Genomic DNA, 15,350 nt, shown 5'->3' on the forward strand with positions numbered 1-15,350 from the left:
GAGCAAGACCATGAGTGCATTCCAACCCGACACCCTGATCAAGAACCCTCACGCCTGCCACGTCGAAACCTCGGTAGAAGTGTCCGCCGACGCGGCGCGAGTCTGGGACATAGTGGGTGATTTTGGCGGTTTCCAGCGTTTCATCCCCGCGCTTGAGCGCATCGAAATGACCGGCGAAGGCGTACGATCCCTGCGCAAGAAATTCTTTCGCGATGGACAAAACCTGGTGGTGGAACAACTCAACAGCCGCGATGACCAGGCGATGCACATGACCTGGACGCTGATCTACAACACCCTGGGCATCGACAACCTCTGGGCGGCGATGCGCGTAGAACCCCTGGCGGATAACCGCTGCCGCGCCACCTGGACCATCATCGCCGACCACACCGACGCCCATACACCGTCGGGGTTCCGAGACTTCCTGCAAGGGTTCGCCGATGAGGCGATGGGGAATGTGGTGACGATGTTCGCCTGACTGCTTATCCCCTGTGGGAACGGGTCTAATCCAGACGATCCGTTACCCATGGCGAGGGAGCTTGCTCCCGCTCGGCGGCGTTGTAGGAGCTGCCGAGCGAAGCGAGGCTGCGATCTTTTCCAACACACTTCAATCCCAAACGAAAGATCAGGATCAAAAGATCGCAGGCTTCGCCAGCTCCTACAGGATCAGATCTTGAAGCTGTCCACCAACTGCTTCAACCGATTGGCCTGCTGCGACAAGGCATCGCAGTCCTTCAGGGTCTCGTTGAGGTTGGCGACGCTTTGCTGGTTCAACATATTGATGTGCGTGACGTCCATGTTGAGGGTTTCCACCACGGCGGTCTGTTCTTCGGTCGCGGCAGCCACGGACTGGTTCATGCCATCGATTTCGCCGATGCGCTGGGTCACGCTGACCAGGCGCAGGCCGGCCTGGTTCGCCACTTCCACGCTCTCCTCGCTGGAGGCCTGGCTGGCGTTCATCGTGGTCACGGCCTCACGAGAGCCGACTTGCAGCGACGTGATCATCTTGTGAATTTCTTCGGCCGACTCCTGGGTGCGATGCGCCAGGTTGCGCACCTCATCGGCCACCACCGCGAAACCACGTCCGGCTTCACCGGCACGGGCCGCTTCGATGGCGGCGTTCAAGGCCAGCAGGTTGGTTTGCTGGGAGATACCCTTGATCACGTCCAGGATGTGCCCGATGTTGTCGGTGCTCGCGTTCAGCGTTTCGATCTGGGTACACGACAGGCTGATCTTCTGCGACAGCTCGGTCATGGCCTGGATGGTTTTTTCCACCACTTGGCGACCGTCGTCCGCTTGCTCGCTGGCGCCACTGGCGTGCTGCGAGGCGTCGGCGGCGTTGCGGGCGATTTCCTGGGTCGCGGCGCCCAACTGATTGATCGCGGCGGCCACGCTGTTGGTGCGCGCGCTCTGTTCATCCGAACCGACGAGCGAGGCGTTGGAAGACGTCATCACCCGTTGCGACAGGTCATGCACCTGGCGCGTGGCGGAAGACACTTCGGCGATCGAAGCATGAATACGTTCCACGAACTGGTTGAACGAACCACCCAACACCGCGAACTCGTCCTTGCCCTGCACGACCAGGCGCCGGGTCAGGTCGCCTTCACCCTGGGCAATGTCCTGCATCGCACGGCCCATGGTGGTCAACGGACGCATCAACACTTGGATCAGCAGGCTCAGCAGCAGCGCAATCGCCGCCACCGCGACGAACATCGCGATCAGCGCCGACGTACGGAACTGGCTCAGCGGCGCGTAGGCCTTGCTCTTGTCGATCGACAGGCCGATGTACCACTCGGCGCCCGGCAAACCGGTCACCGGGGTGAACGAAAGGATGCGGTCCTGCCCGTTCAGCTCCACGTCCTGGATGCCTTTGCCGATGCGCACCGGGGTGCCTGGGTAGATGTCCTTGAGGTTCTTCATCACCTGGTCTTTGTCCGGGCTGACGATCACCTGACCGTCGCCGCTGACCAGGAACGCATGGCCGATGCCACCGAAATCCACGGAGTTGATGATCTTCACCAGGGTTTCCAGGCTCAGGTCACCACCGACCACACCGAGCAGCTCGCCGTTGTGCTTGACCGGCAGGGCAATGGTCACCACCAGGCCGCCAACGGCCGCCGCGTAAGGTGGGGTCAGCATGGTTTTATCGGCGGTGACGGCCTGTTTGTACCAGGGACGCTGACGCGGGTCATAACCGTCGGGCATCTTCGCGTCAGGCCGCTGGGTGAACACGCCGTTGTTCTGGCCCACGTAGGTGAACTGGAAGTTCGAGGTCAACGCCGGCTGGTCGACCAGCCCCGGCAAATCGGCGCTCGTCCCTTGATGCGCGATATTTTGCGCCAGGTTCTCCAATACCAGTATCCGCCCACTCATCCAGTTCTGGACGCTGCTGGCCGTGAGGTCACCGGATTGCTCGATGGATGACTCGAGGCTGCGGCCGATGGTGTTGCGTTGCAAATAATCGTTGTAGAGCGTGAACAAGGCAAAAGCCAGAACCACCACACCAGAGGCGGCCAGGAGGATTTTGTGGCTGAACTTTAGATTCATGGATGGGACTTCTTATGCAGGGGATGGGGGTGCATTCCGGTTGGCAATTCCATGTAGCCGCAAAAGCTGGCGATTGGATCCGCTCCATTTTGGTGCACGCATACCTTTCTGTCGGCCAGCCTTGGGAAAAGATTAGGCGGTTGTTCAATTGTCCGACGAGATGATCATCAAAGATCTGCGCAGGCCTGCGGCGAACGGTGGTTGCAAATTTGATGAACGCTTATGACAATGCGACCTATTATCATTTGTGATAGCAGGCCATCGCGTTCATGTCCTCTCCCCAGTTAGCAGTACAGGCGCTCTATTGCAGCCATCACGGCTGGCTCCATGCATGGCTGCGCAGCCGATTGGGCAACGCCGCCGATGCGGCCGACCTGGCCCAGGACACTTTCGTACGCCTGTTGCAACGCACCGAACGCCTGGAACTCAAGGCGCCTCGCGCGTTTCTGCGCACCGTCGCCCAAGGCCTGGTGATCGACCATTGGCGCCGTGAGGAAATTGAACGCGCCTACCTCGAAAGCATCGCGCACCTGCCGGAAGCACAAACCCCCGGTGCCGAAGCCCAGGCGTTGATCCTTGAACTGCTGGAAGCCATCGCGCGCATGCTCGAAGGCCTCAAGCCCAAGGTGCGCAGGGCGTTCCTCCTGGCCCAGTGTGAAGACATGACCTACAAGCAGATTGCCGAGCAAATGGGCATCTCGTTGCGGTCCGTGGAACGTTATGTCGCCGATGCGCTGTATCACTGCTACGTGCTGCGCTATGAGCATTGAGCCGATGGATCAGACCTCGCGGGGGCGCGGCCCTTCGCAACAGGTGGTCAAGCAAGCGATCCATTGGCTGCTGCGCCTGCGCAACCATGCCGCCAACCCGACATTGCGCCAACAGTGCGACGCCTGGCGCATCGCCCACCACGATCACGAACTGGCCTGGCAACGGGTGCAGTCGCTGCACAGCGAATTGACGGCCAACCTTCGAGCCGTGCCCGGTGCCCATATCGCCCTCGACCCCCTGGAAACCAGCGCCCAGCGCCTCGGTCGGCGCCAGGCGTTGAAACTGTTGTCCGGCGTCGCCGTGGTGGGTGCCGCCGCGTGGCTGGGCAACGATTTGGGCGGGCAGCCCTGGAATGCCGACTTCGCTACCGCCACGGGCGAACGACGCGGTTTTCAATTGCCGGACGGCACACGGCTTGAACTCAACACCCGCAGCGCAGCCGATCTCGACTATACGGCGAGCCAACGCCTGATCACGTTGGCGCGCGGCGAAATCATGGTCACTTGTGGCCGCGATCCCGGACGCCCCCTGTTGGTAAAAAGCCGCGAAGGTTTGTTCGAAGGGTTGGAGGGGCGCTTCGTCGTACGCCAGGACAGCGACTGCACGCGCCTGAGCGTCACCAGCGGGCGGGTCGCCATTCGCTCGCACCAAGGCAGCGACGGCGCGCCGATCCAAGTGGAGGCCGGGCAAAGCTATCTCGTCAGCTCATCGACAGCGACGTTGGCACCGCCCTTGGACATGGACGCAGGCGCTTGGGCGGACGGCTTGATCGTCACGCGCAACATGCGCCTGGAAGACTTCCTCAACGAGGTCGGCCGCTACCGCCGGGGCTATCTGAAATGCGCTGCCTCGGTGGCGGACCTGCGTTTGTCCGGCGTCTTCCGCCTGGACGACATCGACAAGATGCTGGCCGTGCTCCCGCGCACGCTGCCCGTGCAACTGCGCTATCGAACCCGCTGGTGGCTGACAGTGGAACGTCCGGCCTGATTTTTTTGGCGGGTTTTGCGCAGGCGTCCGGCTAGGACAGTAAGCAACGCTTATCTGCCTTCAGCGACTCCAACGGAAACCCATAATGACTGAGCGCGTAACCCTCAAGACCTCCTTCGGCTGTTCCCCGCAAACCAGCCTCTTGCGCCAAGCCGTCCGTGCCGCGCTGCTGAGCACGGCGCTGGGCGTCAGCGCTGTGCCGACGCTGGCCATCGCCGCGCAGGACGGCGTCACCGCCAGCCGCCAGAGCTACAACATCGCCGCGGGCCCATTGAGCGAGGTGCTGAACCAGTTCGCGCGCCAGGCAGGGGTTACGTTGGCGAGCACCCCCGAGCAAACCGCCGGCCGCCAGTCGCCAGGCCTCAAAGGTGAATATTCCGCGGACCAGGCCTTGGACCAGTTGCTCAATGGCTCGGGGCTGATTGCGGTCGGCCAGGAAGGCAGCGGCTACGTCTTGCAGGCCCAAGCCGCGGACAGCGCGCTGGCGCTGCCGACCACCGACGTCAAGGGTTTCGCCCTGGGTAACGCCTTGGGCAGCATGGCGGGCTACAACGCCACCCACAGCCAGGTCGCGACGAAAACCAGTACCGCCCTGCGCGAGACGTCGCAAAGCGTATCGGTGGTGACGCGCGAGCAGATGGACGACCAGGGCGCGCAGACCGTGTCCCAGGCGATGCGCTACACCCCCGGCGTGCTGACCAACCCCTACGGCGCGACCCATCGCTACGACTACGTGGCCATGCGCGGCTTCAACGACGGCTCGGTGGACAATATCTACCTCGACGGCCTCAAATCCATGGGCGACAGCGGCACCTATAGCTCCATGCAGGTCGATCCGTATTTCCTGGAACGGGTCGACATCCTCAAAGGCCCGTCCTCGGTGCTGTATGGCCGCAGCTCGCCGGGCGGCCTGGTGGCGCTCACCAGCAAAAAGCCGCTGTACGAGGCCTACCATCAGGTCCAGGCCACCGTCGGCACCCAAGGCCAGCGCGGCGTGGGCTTCGACTTCAGCGGGCCGGTGGACGATGAAAAACGCATCGCCTATCGCCTGGTCGGCCTGGCGGACACCTCCGACACCCAGTTCGATCACAACAAGGAAAAGCGCTTCACCCTGGCGCCCACCGTCAGCATCGACTTCACCGAGGACACCTCGCTGACCCTGCAAGCCTACCTGCAGCACGAACCGGACGGCGGCTACCATGGCGGCGTACCGGCCGATGGCGCGTTGCACAAGCGCAATGGCCGGCGGATCTCGGAACACTTCTTCGAAGGCGAGCCCGGCGTCGACGTGTACGAGCGTGACCAGCAATCGTTCGGCTATCAATTCGAACACCGTTTCAACGATGTCTTCACCGCCCGGCAGAATTTCCGCTACCTGGACTCGGACGTCACCAACAATCAGGTCTACGCCTTCGGCTGGACCAGCCCGACCAGCAATGAGTTGAACCGTTACTACACCGGTGCCAACGAGAAGCTGCACTCGTTCATTGTCGACAACATGCTGCAGGCCGAATTCTTCACCGGCGCGACCAAGCACACGGTGCTGATGGGCGCCGACTACCAGCGGCGCAAGACCGTGGTCGATTGGACCAGCGGCACCCTCGCTCCGATCAACGCCTTCGACCCGGTCTATGGCAATTCCGCGATCAGTAATCGCTCTGACACCAGCTATCTGCGGCGCCTGGAGCAGACCGGCGTCTATCTGCAAGACCTGATCGAAATGGACAAGTGGCGCTTCTCCCTGGGCCTGCGCCAGGACTGGGTCGAAACCTCGGACGAAAACCGCATCGCCGAATTCGGCCGCCCTGAAGGCACCGAGATCAGCGACAAGCGCACCAAGCTCACCGGTCGCGTCGGGGCGCTGTACCTGTTCGATAACGGCCTGGCGCCGTACATCAGCTATTCGGAGTCGTTCAACCCCAACTCTTATGCCGACAGCGCCGGCAATCCTTTGCCGCCCACCGACGGCAAACAATGGGAACTGGGCCTGAAATACCAACCGCCGGGCACGGATGATTTGTACACCGCCTCGCTGTTCCGCATCGACCAGGAGAACCTGGCGACCAAGCTGCCCCAGGACAACTTCTACCGCGCCGTCGGCGCCGTCCGCTCCCAAGGCCTGGAGCTGGAAGCGCACGTGCAATTGACCGAGCAGTTCAAGGTACTGGGCAGCTACACCTTCACCGACATCGAATACTCGAAATCGATGGTGAGTACCCTGAGCACGCCCACCAACATCATCGAAAACAAAGGCAACTCGCCGACCCAGGCCCCGCGCCACATGGCCTCGGTGTGGGCCGACTACAAATTCGACAGCGGCACGCTCGATGGCCTGCGACTGGGCGGCGGCGTGCGCTATGTCGGCTACAGCTGGGTCGACGCGGAGAACACCCTGAAAGTGCCTTCGTACACGCTGTTCGATGCATCGGTGGGGTATGACCTGGGCAAGGTCGGCTTGAAAGGCGTGGATGTGCGCCTGAACGCCAACAACCTCACCAACGAAACCTACGTCGCCTCGTGCGCCAGCCTGAACTTTTGCTACATGGGTGAAGAGCGCAATGTGGCGGCTACGGTGAGTTATCAGTTCTGACTCGCTTTCGGGCTTGACTCATCCTCCGTGGCGAGGGAGCTTGCTCCCGCTCGGTTGCGTTGTAGGAGCTGCCGAGCGAAGCGAGGCTGCGATCTTTTCCGGGACAATCCCAAACGAAAGATCAGGATCAAAAGATCGTCCGAACGCGGCCCGAGCCTTCGCCAGCTCCTACAGAACCGAGCGGGAGCAAGCTCCCTCGCCACGGGATTACCTTCGCTCATAAGGGAGCGATCAGACCTGAACCGCCTCCGCCTTTTCCCTCGCAACGCCGTCCTCGCCGGCAAACCGATTCGCCCGCCCAAACGTACCGAAATCATTGAACCGCACGCCCATCTCCCGCATCACCTCATGCGCCACCGGTACCGTCAGCTGCCGAATATAAAACGGCTCCTTCACCACGAAATGATGGATGCCATGGCTGCTGCCGAAGTTGAAGCAGAACGCCTGCAACGGCCACAACCACCAAGGGTTCAACACCTGGGTCTGCTGGATGACATTGCCCGGCTCGATGTCGCCGTAGTAGTGCATGTTCGAGCTGACGAAGTGCAGGCAAAAGGTGCGCAGCACATTCGGGCCGATGATCACCACGGCGGCGATGTCGATGACGTGCATCGTCGCCAGGGTACTCGTTGACCAATCAATGGAAGCGCCCAACAGCCCGGCCACCGCGTTGATCCCATGGAAACCGAGGAACACGTACCAGGCGCCCCAGTGCAACAGCGCCAGCGGGAAATACACCTTCAGCGTGCGCTTGAGGATGCTGCGCTTGTGCGCCCAGGTCTTGGCTCGCAGCAGGCGGATGAACGCCGACATCACGTTGTCACCCACCATCAGCAAACGCGCCAACGCCCAAGGTTCGCCGTTAGTGATAGCCCGTTCTTCGATGTCCGCTTCGCTGCCGGACACCTTGTGGTGGTTGAGGTGAAGATGGCGACGAATCCACGGATTGATGGTGCTCGGCCGCGCCAGCCACACCAGGCCCATCATCAGGTTGTGGGGCACGCGCTGCTTGCGCAAATACATGCTGTGGATCAGGTCATGCTCCAGCTCGTGGGTCAGCGAGGCGAAAAACGCGTTGAGCAACAGGCAGGCCCAACCGGCCAGGTAACCGTCGATATAGAGCAGCGCCGAACCGATCATCCCCGCCAGGGCAAACGCCAGGATGCACGCGCCCAACGCGTCCTGGTGCCGCAGGATCGGGTAGCGCCGGCGCAGTTCATCGCCTCGGGCCAAAACAACCTGGCGAATGTGGGCGGCTCGCTGTTGTGCATTCAATCGCTCCGAGCTTGCGCAAGTGCCGTGCATGGCTTACATCCTCTGTTAACGATGTGCTCATCCTGCCGGGCGTTGTCCCATCGGGTGGTAGCCGTAAACGCCAACCTGTTGACCACAAGCGCCAATGTCATGACCGAACCCACCTCCCTCGCCAGCTGGACCCGTGCCCTGCGCAAGCAGCTCGATGCCTTGGGCTTGGACAGCCAAGCCTTATGCGTGGAAGCGGGCCTGGACCCAGCGCTGATGGACGACCCGAACGCCCGCTACCCGCTCTCGGCCACCACGCGCCTGTGGGCATTGGCGGTGCAGGCCAGCGGCGACCCGGCGATCGGCCTGCGGGTGTCGCGCTTCGTCAGCCCCACCACGTTCCATGCGTTGGGCTACGCCTTGGTGGCCAGCGGCAGCCTGCGGGAGGTGTTCGAGCGGATCGTGCGGTATCACCCGGTGGTCAGCGATGCGCTGGCCTTGCAACTGAGCCGCGGCGAAGACCGCTATCGTTTCAGTCTCGATGTGCCGGCGGGACGCCCCGCCCCCGCCTTCGAAGCCATCGACGCGTTTGCCGCGATCTACGTGCGCACCTGCCGCAACCGGCTGGGCCGCGACTACGCACCGCTGGCGGTCTACCTGCGCCGGCCGGAACCGCTGGACCCCAGCCCATGGCACAAGGTCTTTCGGGCGCCCGTGCATTTCGCCGCCAACCAGGATTGCCTGGAATTCAGTCTCGTCGATTTCGACAGTCACCTGGACGATGCCAACCCGGAGCTGGCCGAACACAACGAAACCGTACTCAAGCGCACCCTCGCCCAACTCCAGCCGCTGACCTGGGAGCGCAAGGTCCGCGCCGCCATCGAAGCCCAATTGCCCGAAGGCGAACCCAGCGCCGAGCGCATCGCCCAGGCCATGCACCTGAGCCTGCGCAGCCTGCAGCGACACCTGGCCGACGAAGGCTGCCGCTTCGACGCGCTGCTCAACGAATGCCGTGAAAACCTCGCGCTACTGCATTTGCGCGATCCGCAATGCTCGCTGAGCGAAGTCAGCTATCTGCTGGGCTTCGCCGACACCAGCAGCTTCAGCCGCGCGTTCAAGCGCTGGACGGGCCTGACGCCGGGGCAGTTTCGGGATGGGTTGCGGTAGGGTCTGCATGCAACGAGCAACGCAGCCCCCGTGGCGAGGGAGCTTGCTCCCGCTCGGCTGCGTTGTAGGAGCTGCCGAGCGAAGCGAGACTGCGATCTTTTCCAAGACATTTGAGGATCAAAAGATCGCAGGCTTCGCCAGCTCCTACGGGCCCCAGCGGGAGCAACTCCGGGTCGGACTTTACAGGGTGGTCAAGGCCCGCAACCGTTCGATGTCGAGGATTTCGATTTCGCCATAACTCAGGTGAACAATGCCCTGCCCCTGCAAATCTTTGAGGATCTGGTTGGTGGTCTGGCGCGACAGGGAAAGCATCAATGCCAGTTGTTCCTGGGGCAACTGCAAGACCCGGCGCGCCGGTTCGATTTCGCCGTAGCCTTCGGCGATCATCAGCAGGCGGTGGGCCAGGCGGGCCGGGGCGGGCATCAGGCTCAGGTGTTCGAGGTTGATGAAGGTCAGGCGCAGCTTGTGGCTCATCAACAGGGCGAGATGGCGCCAATGCACGGGTTGTTCTTCCAGAAAGGCCAATAGCGCAGCCTGCGGCAAATGCAGCAACGCACATTGCCCGACACCCACCGCATCATGGGTGCGCGGCTGGCCGTCGAACAGGCAGATCTCACCGAACCAGTGGGGTGGCTCCACCACGCTCAGCAGCGCTTCCTTGCCCTGCTCGCTGACCGCACCGATGCGCACCGCCCCTTCGAGCACCGCGTACAAGCCACACGGCGGATCGCCGCGCTGGAACAGCCGTTGCCCCGGTGCCAGTCGGCGCACCCGCGACATGCCCAGCAGGCTATCCTGAAACTCGGCGGGCAAATGGCTGTACCAATGTCCGGTCAGCAGATGCGTGTGCCAGGGGTGCGAATTCATGGAAACTCCGGAACAAGTGTCGGCTAGCTGACAGAGCGCCTGGTGAAACCCGATCATCATGCAGGCATCACCCCAGGAGGAACAACAATGAAAAGCCTCGTCGATCACCTCAGTCAATACGCGGCCTACCACCGCGACCCGCGCAACATCGCCAGCCACTTCATCGGTATCCCGCTGATCTTCGTCGCCGTCGCCGTGCTGCTGTCACGGCCGGGATGGCCGGTCGGCGCGTTCCTGGTTTCCCCGGCGCTGCTGGTGGCCGTCGCGAGTGCCTGGTTCTATCTGCGCCTGGAACTGCGCCTGGGTGTGCTGATGACCCTGCTGCTGGGGCTCGCCGTCTGGCTGGGCCAGGTGCTCGCGGCGCAAAGCACAACGGTGTGGCTGGGCAGCGGCCTGGGCATGTTCGTGGTGGGCTGGGTGATCCAGTTTGTCGGTCATTACTGGGAAGGACGCAAACCGGCGTTTGTCGATGACCTGACCGGGTTGATTGTCGGGCCACTGTTCGTGGTGGTGGAAGCGGGCTTCCTGCTGGGGCTTCGCGGTGACCTGAAACGCGCCATCGAGGAGCGCGCCGGGCCGGTGGCGTTGCGCAACCAGCGCTCGACGGCCTGAAAGCTACGTAATGCAGGTAGCGGTGAGGCTACCCCTGTGGGAGCGAGCTTGCTCGCGATTGCGCTCGGCCAGTCACCGATGTGTCGACTGCTCCACCGCCATCGCGAGCAAGCTCCCACAGTGGATCTCCATATGCGCACCCATATTGTGTTCACTAAAGTTCTACTGTAAGAGCGAGCGTGCTCGCGATGCTTTTGCTTGTTCTTTTGCTCTTAGAGGTTTGAGACTTTCTGCCAGACCTTCGGCTTGAAGAACAGCGTCTCGCCCTTCGCCAACCCCACCAGGCTGTCGTGGTCCTTCACCACTTCGGCTTCGATCAACTCGCTCTGGCCCTCGACCTTTAAGGTCACCCGAGTGGTCGCGCCCAACGGACGAATGTCCCGCACTTCGGCGGCATGATGGTCTTCCAACTCCGAACGCGACAGTGACACTTCGTGAGGGCGGAACAGCACATGCCGATCCTCACCCAAATGCAGCCGGTTCGAGTCGCCAAGGAAGTGATACACAAAGTCGCTGGCCGGATTCTCGTAGACATCCCCCGGCGAGCCGATCTGCTCGATCACGCCTTTGTTCATCACCACGATGCGGTCGGCGACTTCCATGGCTTCTTCCTGGTCGTGGGTCACGAACACCGAGGTCAGGTTGATGTCCTCGTGCAGGCGCGCCAGCCAGCGGCGCAGTTCCTTGCGAACCTTGGCGTCGAGGGCGCCGAACGGTTCGTCCAGCAGCAATACCTTGGGCTCCACCGCCAAGGCGCGGGCCAGGGCAATACGCTGGCGCTGGCCGCCGGACAGTTGCTCCGGGTAACGGTCGGCGAGCCAATCCAGTTGCACCATGTTCAGCAGTTCGTGGACCTTGGTCGCGATCTGGCTTTCGTTCGGACGCTGGCCCTTGGGCTTCATGCGCAGGCCGAAAGCGACGTTGTCGAACACCGTCATGTGACGGAACAAGGCGTAGTGCTGGAACACAAAACCGACGTTGCGATCACGCACGTCGTGGCCGGACACGTCCTCGCCATGGAACACGATGCTGCCTTGGTCCGGAGTCTCGAGGCCGGCGATGATCCGCAGCAAGGTGGTCTTGCCGCAACCGGATGGCCCGAGCAGCGCTACCAACTCGCCGCTCTGGATGTCCAGGCTGATGTCGTCCAGGGCCCGGAAGGCGTTGAAATTCTTGCTGACGTTACGGACTTCGATCGACATGACTTATTCCTCCGCGGCGCTGGCGCGCAGGCGGTTGATTCGGTTTTCGCTCCACTGCTTGAGCAGCAGGATGAAGAGCGCCAGGATCAGCAACAGGCTCGCCACGGCGAACGCGGCCACGTGGTTGTATTCGTTGTAGAGGATCTCGACGTGCAGCGGCAGGGTATTGGTCACCCCGCGAATGTGCCCGGAGACCACCGACACCGCGCCGAACTCACCCATGGCCCGGGCGGTACACAGCACCACGCCATAGATCAGGCCCCACTTGATGTTCGGCACGGTGACATGCCAGAACATCTGCCAGCCATTGGCGCCCAGCAGGCGCGCGGCCTCTTCTTCCTGGGTGCCTTGTTCCTGCATCAGCGGGATCAACTCACGGGCCACGAACGGCACCGTGACGAAGATCGTCGCCAGGACGATGCCCGGCAGCGCGAACACGATCTGGATGTCGTGATCCGACAGCCAAGGCCCGAACAGGCCCTGGGCGCCGAACATCAGCACGTAGACCAGGCCCGCGATGACCGGCGACACCGAGAATGGCAGGTCGATCAGCGTCACCAGCATGCTCTTGCCGCGGAATGAATACTTGCTCACGCACCACGCGGCACTGACGCCGAACACCAGGTTCAGCGGCACCGAGATCAGCACGGCGATCACCGTGAGCTTCAGCGCCGACAGCGCGTCGGGTTCGAAGATCGCGGTGAAGAACGCCCCCAGCCCGAGCTTCAGGCCTTGGGACACGACTATGAACAACGGCAACAGCAGGAACAGCGCAAAAATCAGCCAGCCGAGGCCGATCAAGACGCGCCGCGACGTTGCACTGCCGCGACGAGCCGCGTTGGTGGAGGCAGCGGAAATAGACGATTGGGACATGGTTCGCGCCTCCTTATGGGGTTTCGATGCGCCGCTGCAGCAAGTTGATCAGCAGCAACAGGACGAAGGAAACCACCAGCATCAGCACGCCGATGGAAGTGGCGCCGGTGTAGTCGTATTGGTCGAGCTTGACCATGATCAGCAGCGGCAGGATCTCGGTTTTCATCGGCATGTTGCCGGCGATGAAAATCACCGAACCGTACTCGCCCACACCCCGGGCAAAGGCCAGGGCGAAGCCGGTCAACCAGGCCGGCAACAGCGCCGGCACGAGGATGTGGCGGAACACCTGCCACGGCTTGGCACCGAGGCAAGCGGCGGCTTCTTCGACTTCACGGGGAATGTCGGCCAGCACCGGCTGCACCGTGCGCACCACGAACGGCAGCGTCACGAAGGTCAGCGCCAGGGTGATACCCAGCGGGGTGTAAGCGATCTTGAAGCCCAGGTCAGTGGCGAACTGGCCGACCAGGCCGGTCGGCGCATACAACGCCGTCAGGGCAATACCGGCCACGGCAGTGGGCAGGGCGAATGGCAGGTCGATCATCGCATCGATAATCTTGCGGCCGGGGAAGGTGTAGCGCACCAGCACCCAGGCCAGCAACGTGCCGATTACACCGTTGATGATCGCGGCGTACAGCGCGGTGCCGAAACTGAGCTTCAGGGCAGCCAGCACCCGCGGCGCCGAAACGATCGCCCAGAATTGTTCCCAGGTGAGTTGGGCGGCGTGTACGAACATTGCCGCCAGCGGTATGAGCACAATCAGACTGAGGTACACCAGGGTGTAGCCCAGCGTCAGCCCGAAGCCGGGTATGACGGGGGATATGCGACGCGACATAAAGGTCCTTGGTTGAGAACTCGCAGGGTGCGGAACCTGTGGGAGCGAGCCTGCTCGCGAAAGCGGTGTATCAGGCAACATGGATATTGACTGTGCAACCGCCTTCGCGAGCAAGCTCGCTCCCACATGAATTGCGCTCTATTCCAGCTTACTGCGCCTGATAGATCTGGTCGAACACGCCGCCATCGTTGAAGAATTTCGGCTGGGCAGTCTTCCAGCCGCCGAAGTCCTTGTCGATGGTCACCAGCTCCACTTTCGGGAACTGCCGGGAATACTTGGCGGCCACGTCCTTGTCACGTGGGCGATAGAAGTTCTTCGCGGCGATTTCCTGGCCGGCCGGGCTGTACAGGTGCTTGAGGTACGCTTCGGCGATCTCGGCATTGCCCTTTTTCTCGGCGTTCTTGTCCACCACCGCCACCGGCGGTTCGGCGAGGATCGACAGCGACGGCACGACGATGTCGAACTTGTCGGCGCCCCCCTCTTCTTTCAACGCCAGGAAGGCTTCGTTTTCCCAGGCCAGCAACACGTCACCCTGGCCGTTGTTGACGAAGGTGATGGTCGAACCTCGGGCCCCGGTGTCGAGGACCGGCACGTGCTTGAACAGCGCTTGCACGTATTCCTTGGCCTTGGCCTCGTCGCCGCCGTTGGCTTTCAGGCCGTAGGCCCAGGCGGCGAGGAAATTCCAGCGAGCGCCGCCGGAGGTTTTCGGGTTCGGCGTGATGACCGACACGTCATTCTTGATCAGGTCGCCCCAATCCTTGATGCCCTTGGGATTGCCCTTGCGCACCAGGAATACGATGGTCGAAGTATAAGGCGTGCTGGCGTCCGGCAGGCGGGTTTGCCAGTCCGCTGGCAGGGATTTGCCCAGCTTGGCGATTTCGTCGATGTCACCGGCCAGGGCCAGCGTCACGACGTCGGCGCGCAGGCCATCGATCACCGCCCGGCCTTGCTTGCCCGAGCCGCCGTGGGACTGTTGGATTTTCACCGTGTCGTCCGGGTGTGCTTTCTTCCAGAAACTGGCGAATTCGGCGTTGTAGTCCTGGTACAGCTCGCGGGTCGGGTCGTAGGACACGTTGAGCAACTCGTAATCCTTGGCAACCGCGGAACCTGCAAAAACAGCGCTGGCCAGGGCGGCCAAGGCATAACGGCGAATCGACGACATGGTGAAAGCTCCTGGAATTCTGGTTTTTATGGCTTCGAAATCGTTGTGGACCTGAAAAGATCGCAGCCTTCGGCAGCTCCTACGCCAAGCCCCCCCTGTAGGAGCTGCCGAAGGCTGCGATCTTTTTGGCGTTTCAAGACGGCTTATGACTCGGCTGCTGCAAACGGAATTTTTCCTTGCGTTCAATCTGGACCACCTGGGCGTTGTGCACGGTGATTTCCACCGCCCCAAAGCGTAGATCGCGCAACGCGCTCTGGATCTCGCGCAAGATGGTTGCTTCGTCCTGGCCGTCAACGCTACGTAGGGATGCGCTCATGCTGCTGCTCCTTTGAATGATTGCCTGGCAGTGGGCGGCACTGCTTGCGGCGTGGGAGCAATACTAGATAAAGCGAGATATTCTTAAAAAGACTATTTAAGAATTTTTATATAACCAAAATGATGCTTGGATTTGGGCGTCCTACAACGGGCGATATGGCGGGTCTTTTCCCCTGCCATATCGTC

Annotated in this window: 14 protein-coding genes; 6 read left to right on the forward strand and 8 right to left on the reverse strand. The window is 62.0% G+C overall.

The window, feature by feature from the left end; genetic code table 11:
• Positions 1-10: 10 nt before the first annotated feature.
• Positions 11-475, forward strand: a complete 465-nt coding sequence (locus M8Q45_RS23880) for an SRPBCC family protein (protein WP_249876647.1) — start codon at positions 11-13, stop codon at positions 473-475.
• Positions 476-663: 188 nt separating this feature from the next.
• Here the strand turns inward: M8Q45_RS23880 and M8Q45_RS23885 are convergent, their stop codons facing one another.
• Positions 664-2,544: a methyl-accepting chemotaxis protein gene (locus tag M8Q45_RS23885; RefSeq protein WP_249876648.1), complete on the reverse strand. Its 1,881-nt coding sequence runs from the start codon at positions 2,542-2,544 to the stop codon at positions 664-666.
• Positions 2,545-2,813: 269 nt separating this feature from the next.
• On the opposite strand from M8Q45_RS23885, the gene M8Q45_RS23890 reads away from it, so the two are divergent.
• The 3 genes from M8Q45_RS23890 (at position 2,814) to M8Q45_RS23900 (ending at position 6,892) form a co-directional block, all read left to right on the forward strand.
• Entirely contained in the window at positions 2,814-3,314 is a 501-nt protein-coding gene (locus tag M8Q45_RS23890; RefSeq protein ID WP_249876649.1) for a sigma-70 family RNA polymerase sigma factor, read from the forward strand.
• Between the two features lie 4 nt (positions 3,315-3,318).
• Positions 3,319-4,302 carry a FecR domain-containing protein gene (locus M8Q45_RS23895; RefSeq protein ID WP_249876650.1) on the forward strand — a complete coding sequence of 328 codons (984 nt, stop codon included), beginning with the start codon at positions 3,319-3,321 and terminating at the stop codon, positions 4,300-4,302.
• An 85-nt stretch (positions 4,303-4,387) separates the two neighbouring features.
• On the forward strand, positions 4,388-6,892 hold the full coding sequence (locus tag M8Q45_RS23900; protein WP_249876651.1) for a TonB-dependent siderophore receptor: 2,505 nt from the start codon (positions 4,388-4,390) through the stop codon (positions 6,890-6,892).
• Positions 6,893-7,123: 231 nt separating this feature from the next.
• On the opposite strand, the gene M8Q45_RS23905 is transcribed toward M8Q45_RS23900, so the two are convergent.
• A complete protein-coding gene (locus tag M8Q45_RS23905; RefSeq protein ID WP_249876652.1) occupies positions 7,124-8,197 on the reverse strand; it encodes a fatty acid desaturase in 1,074 nt (357 codons plus the stop codon).
• Positions 8,198-8,296: 99 nt separating this feature from the next.
• Between M8Q45_RS23905 and M8Q45_RS23910 the strand changes: the two genes are divergently transcribed.
• On the forward strand, positions 8,297-9,301 hold the full coding sequence (locus M8Q45_RS23910; protein WP_249876653.1) for an AraC family transcriptional regulator: 1,005 nt from the start codon (positions 8,297-8,299) through the stop codon (positions 9,299-9,301).
• A gap of 180 nt (positions 9,302-9,481) precedes the next feature.
• Here M8Q45_RS23910 and M8Q45_RS23915 read toward each other — a convergent pair whose 3' ends face one another.
• Positions 9,482-10,168, reverse strand: a complete 687-nt coding sequence (locus M8Q45_RS23915; RefSeq protein ID WP_249876654.1) for a Crp/Fnr family transcriptional regulator — start codon at positions 10,166-10,168, stop codon at positions 9,482-9,484.
• Positions 10,169-10,255: 87 nt separating this feature from the next.
• Here M8Q45_RS23915 and M8Q45_RS23920 point away from each other — a divergent pair, with 87 nt between their 5' ends.
• Complete coding sequence (locus M8Q45_RS23920) at positions 10,256-10,780, forward strand: Mpo1 family 2-hydroxy fatty acid dioxygenase (RefSeq protein WP_249876655.1); 525 nt, start codon at positions 10,256-10,258, stop codon at positions 10,778-10,780.
• Between the two features lie 212 nt (positions 10,781-10,992).
• On the opposite strand, the gene M8Q45_RS23925 is transcribed toward M8Q45_RS23920, so the two are convergent.
• From M8Q45_RS23925 to oscA, 5 genes are all read right to left on the reverse strand, one after another.
• The gene (locus M8Q45_RS23925) at positions 10,993-11,982 is read right to left on the reverse strand and encodes a sulfate/molybdate ABC transporter ATP-binding protein (protein ID WP_249876656.1); all 990 of its coding nucleotides are present in this window, start codon (positions 11,980-11,982) and stop codon (positions 10,993-10,995) included.
• Positions 11,983-11,985: 3 nt separating this feature from the next.
• Complete coding sequence (gene cysW / locus M8Q45_RS23930) at positions 11,986-12,855, reverse strand: sulfate ABC transporter permease subunit CysW (RefSeq protein ID WP_024618577.1); 870 nt, start codon at positions 12,853-12,855, stop codon at positions 11,986-11,988.
• A gap of 13 nt (positions 12,856-12,868) precedes the next feature.
• Positions 12,869-13,687, reverse strand: a complete 819-nt coding sequence (cysT, locus tag M8Q45_RS23935; protein WP_249876657.1) for a sulfate ABC transporter permease subunit CysT — start codon at positions 13,685-13,687, stop codon at positions 12,869-12,871.
• A gap of 148 nt (positions 13,688-13,835) precedes the next feature.
• Positions 13,836-14,849, reverse strand: coding sequence for a sulfate ABC transporter substrate-binding protein (locus M8Q45_RS23940; RefSeq protein WP_249876658.1), 1,014 nt, complete (start codon positions 14,847-14,849; stop codon positions 13,836-13,838).
• 133 nt (positions 14,850-14,982) lie between these two features.
• On the reverse strand, positions 14,983-15,165 hold the full coding sequence (gene oscA, locus M8Q45_RS23945) for a sulfur starvation response protein OscA (protein ID WP_003186967.1): 183 nt from the start codon (positions 15,163-15,165) through the stop codon (positions 14,983-14,985).
• Between the last annotated feature and the right edge of the window lie 185 nt (positions 15,166-15,350).

This window comes from Pseudomonas sp. T1.Ur (assembly GCF_023516725.1).
GTDB classification, from domain to species: domain Bacteria; phylum Pseudomonadota; class Gammaproteobacteria; order Pseudomonadales; family Pseudomonadaceae; genus Aquipseudomonas; species Aquipseudomonas alvandae.

Coding starts and splice junctions, on each gene's coding strand:
- M8Q45_RS23880 (WP_249876647.1), top strand. CDS start 11: ATGAGTGCATTCCAACCCGACACCCTGATCAAGAACCCTCACGCCTGC.
- M8Q45_RS23885 (WP_249876648.1), bottom strand. CDS start 2,544: ATGAATCTAAAGTTCAGCCACAAAATCCTCCTGGCCGCCTCTGGTGTG.
- M8Q45_RS23890 (WP_249876649.1), top strand. CDS start 2,814: ATGTCCTCTCCCCAGTTAGCAGTACAGGCGCTCTATTGCAGCCATCAC.
- M8Q45_RS23895 (WP_249876650.1), top strand. CDS start 3,319: ATGGATCAGACCTCGCGGGGGCGCGGCCCTTCGCAACAGGTGGTCAAG.
- M8Q45_RS23900 (WP_249876651.1), top strand. CDS start 4,388: ATGACTGAGCGCGTAACCCTCAAGACCTCCTTCGGCTGTTCCCCGCAA.
- M8Q45_RS23905 (WP_249876652.1), bottom strand. CDS start 8,197: ATGCACGGCACTTGCGCAAGCTCGGAGCGATTGAATGCACAACAGCGA.
- M8Q45_RS23910 (WP_249876653.1), top strand. CDS start 8,297: ATGACCGAACCCACCTCCCTCGCCAGCTGGACCCGTGCCCTGCGCAAG.
- M8Q45_RS23915 (WP_249876654.1), bottom strand. CDS start 10,168: ATGAATTCGCACCCCTGGCACACGCATCTGCTGACCGGACATTGGTAC.
- M8Q45_RS23920 (WP_249876655.1), top strand. CDS start 10,256: ATGAAAAGCCTCGTCGATCACCTCAGTCAATACGCGGCCTACCACCGC.
- M8Q45_RS23925 (WP_249876656.1), bottom strand. CDS start 11,982: ATGTCGATCGAAGTCCGTAACGTCAGCAAGAATTTCAACGCCTTCCGG.
- cysW (WP_024618577.1), bottom strand. CDS start 12,855: ATGTCCCAATCGTCTATTTCCGCTGCCTCCACCAACGCGGCTCGTCGC.
- cysT (WP_249876657.1), bottom strand. CDS start 13,687: ATGTCGCGTCGCATATCCCCCGTCATACCCGGCTTCGGGCTGACGCTG.
- M8Q45_RS23940 (WP_249876658.1), bottom strand. CDS start 14,849: ATGTCGTCGATTCGCCGTTATGCCTTGGCCGCCCTGGCCAGCGCTGTT.
- oscA (WP_003186967.1), bottom strand. CDS start 15,165: ATGAGCGCATCCCTACGTAGCGTTGACGGCCAGGACGAAGCAACCATC.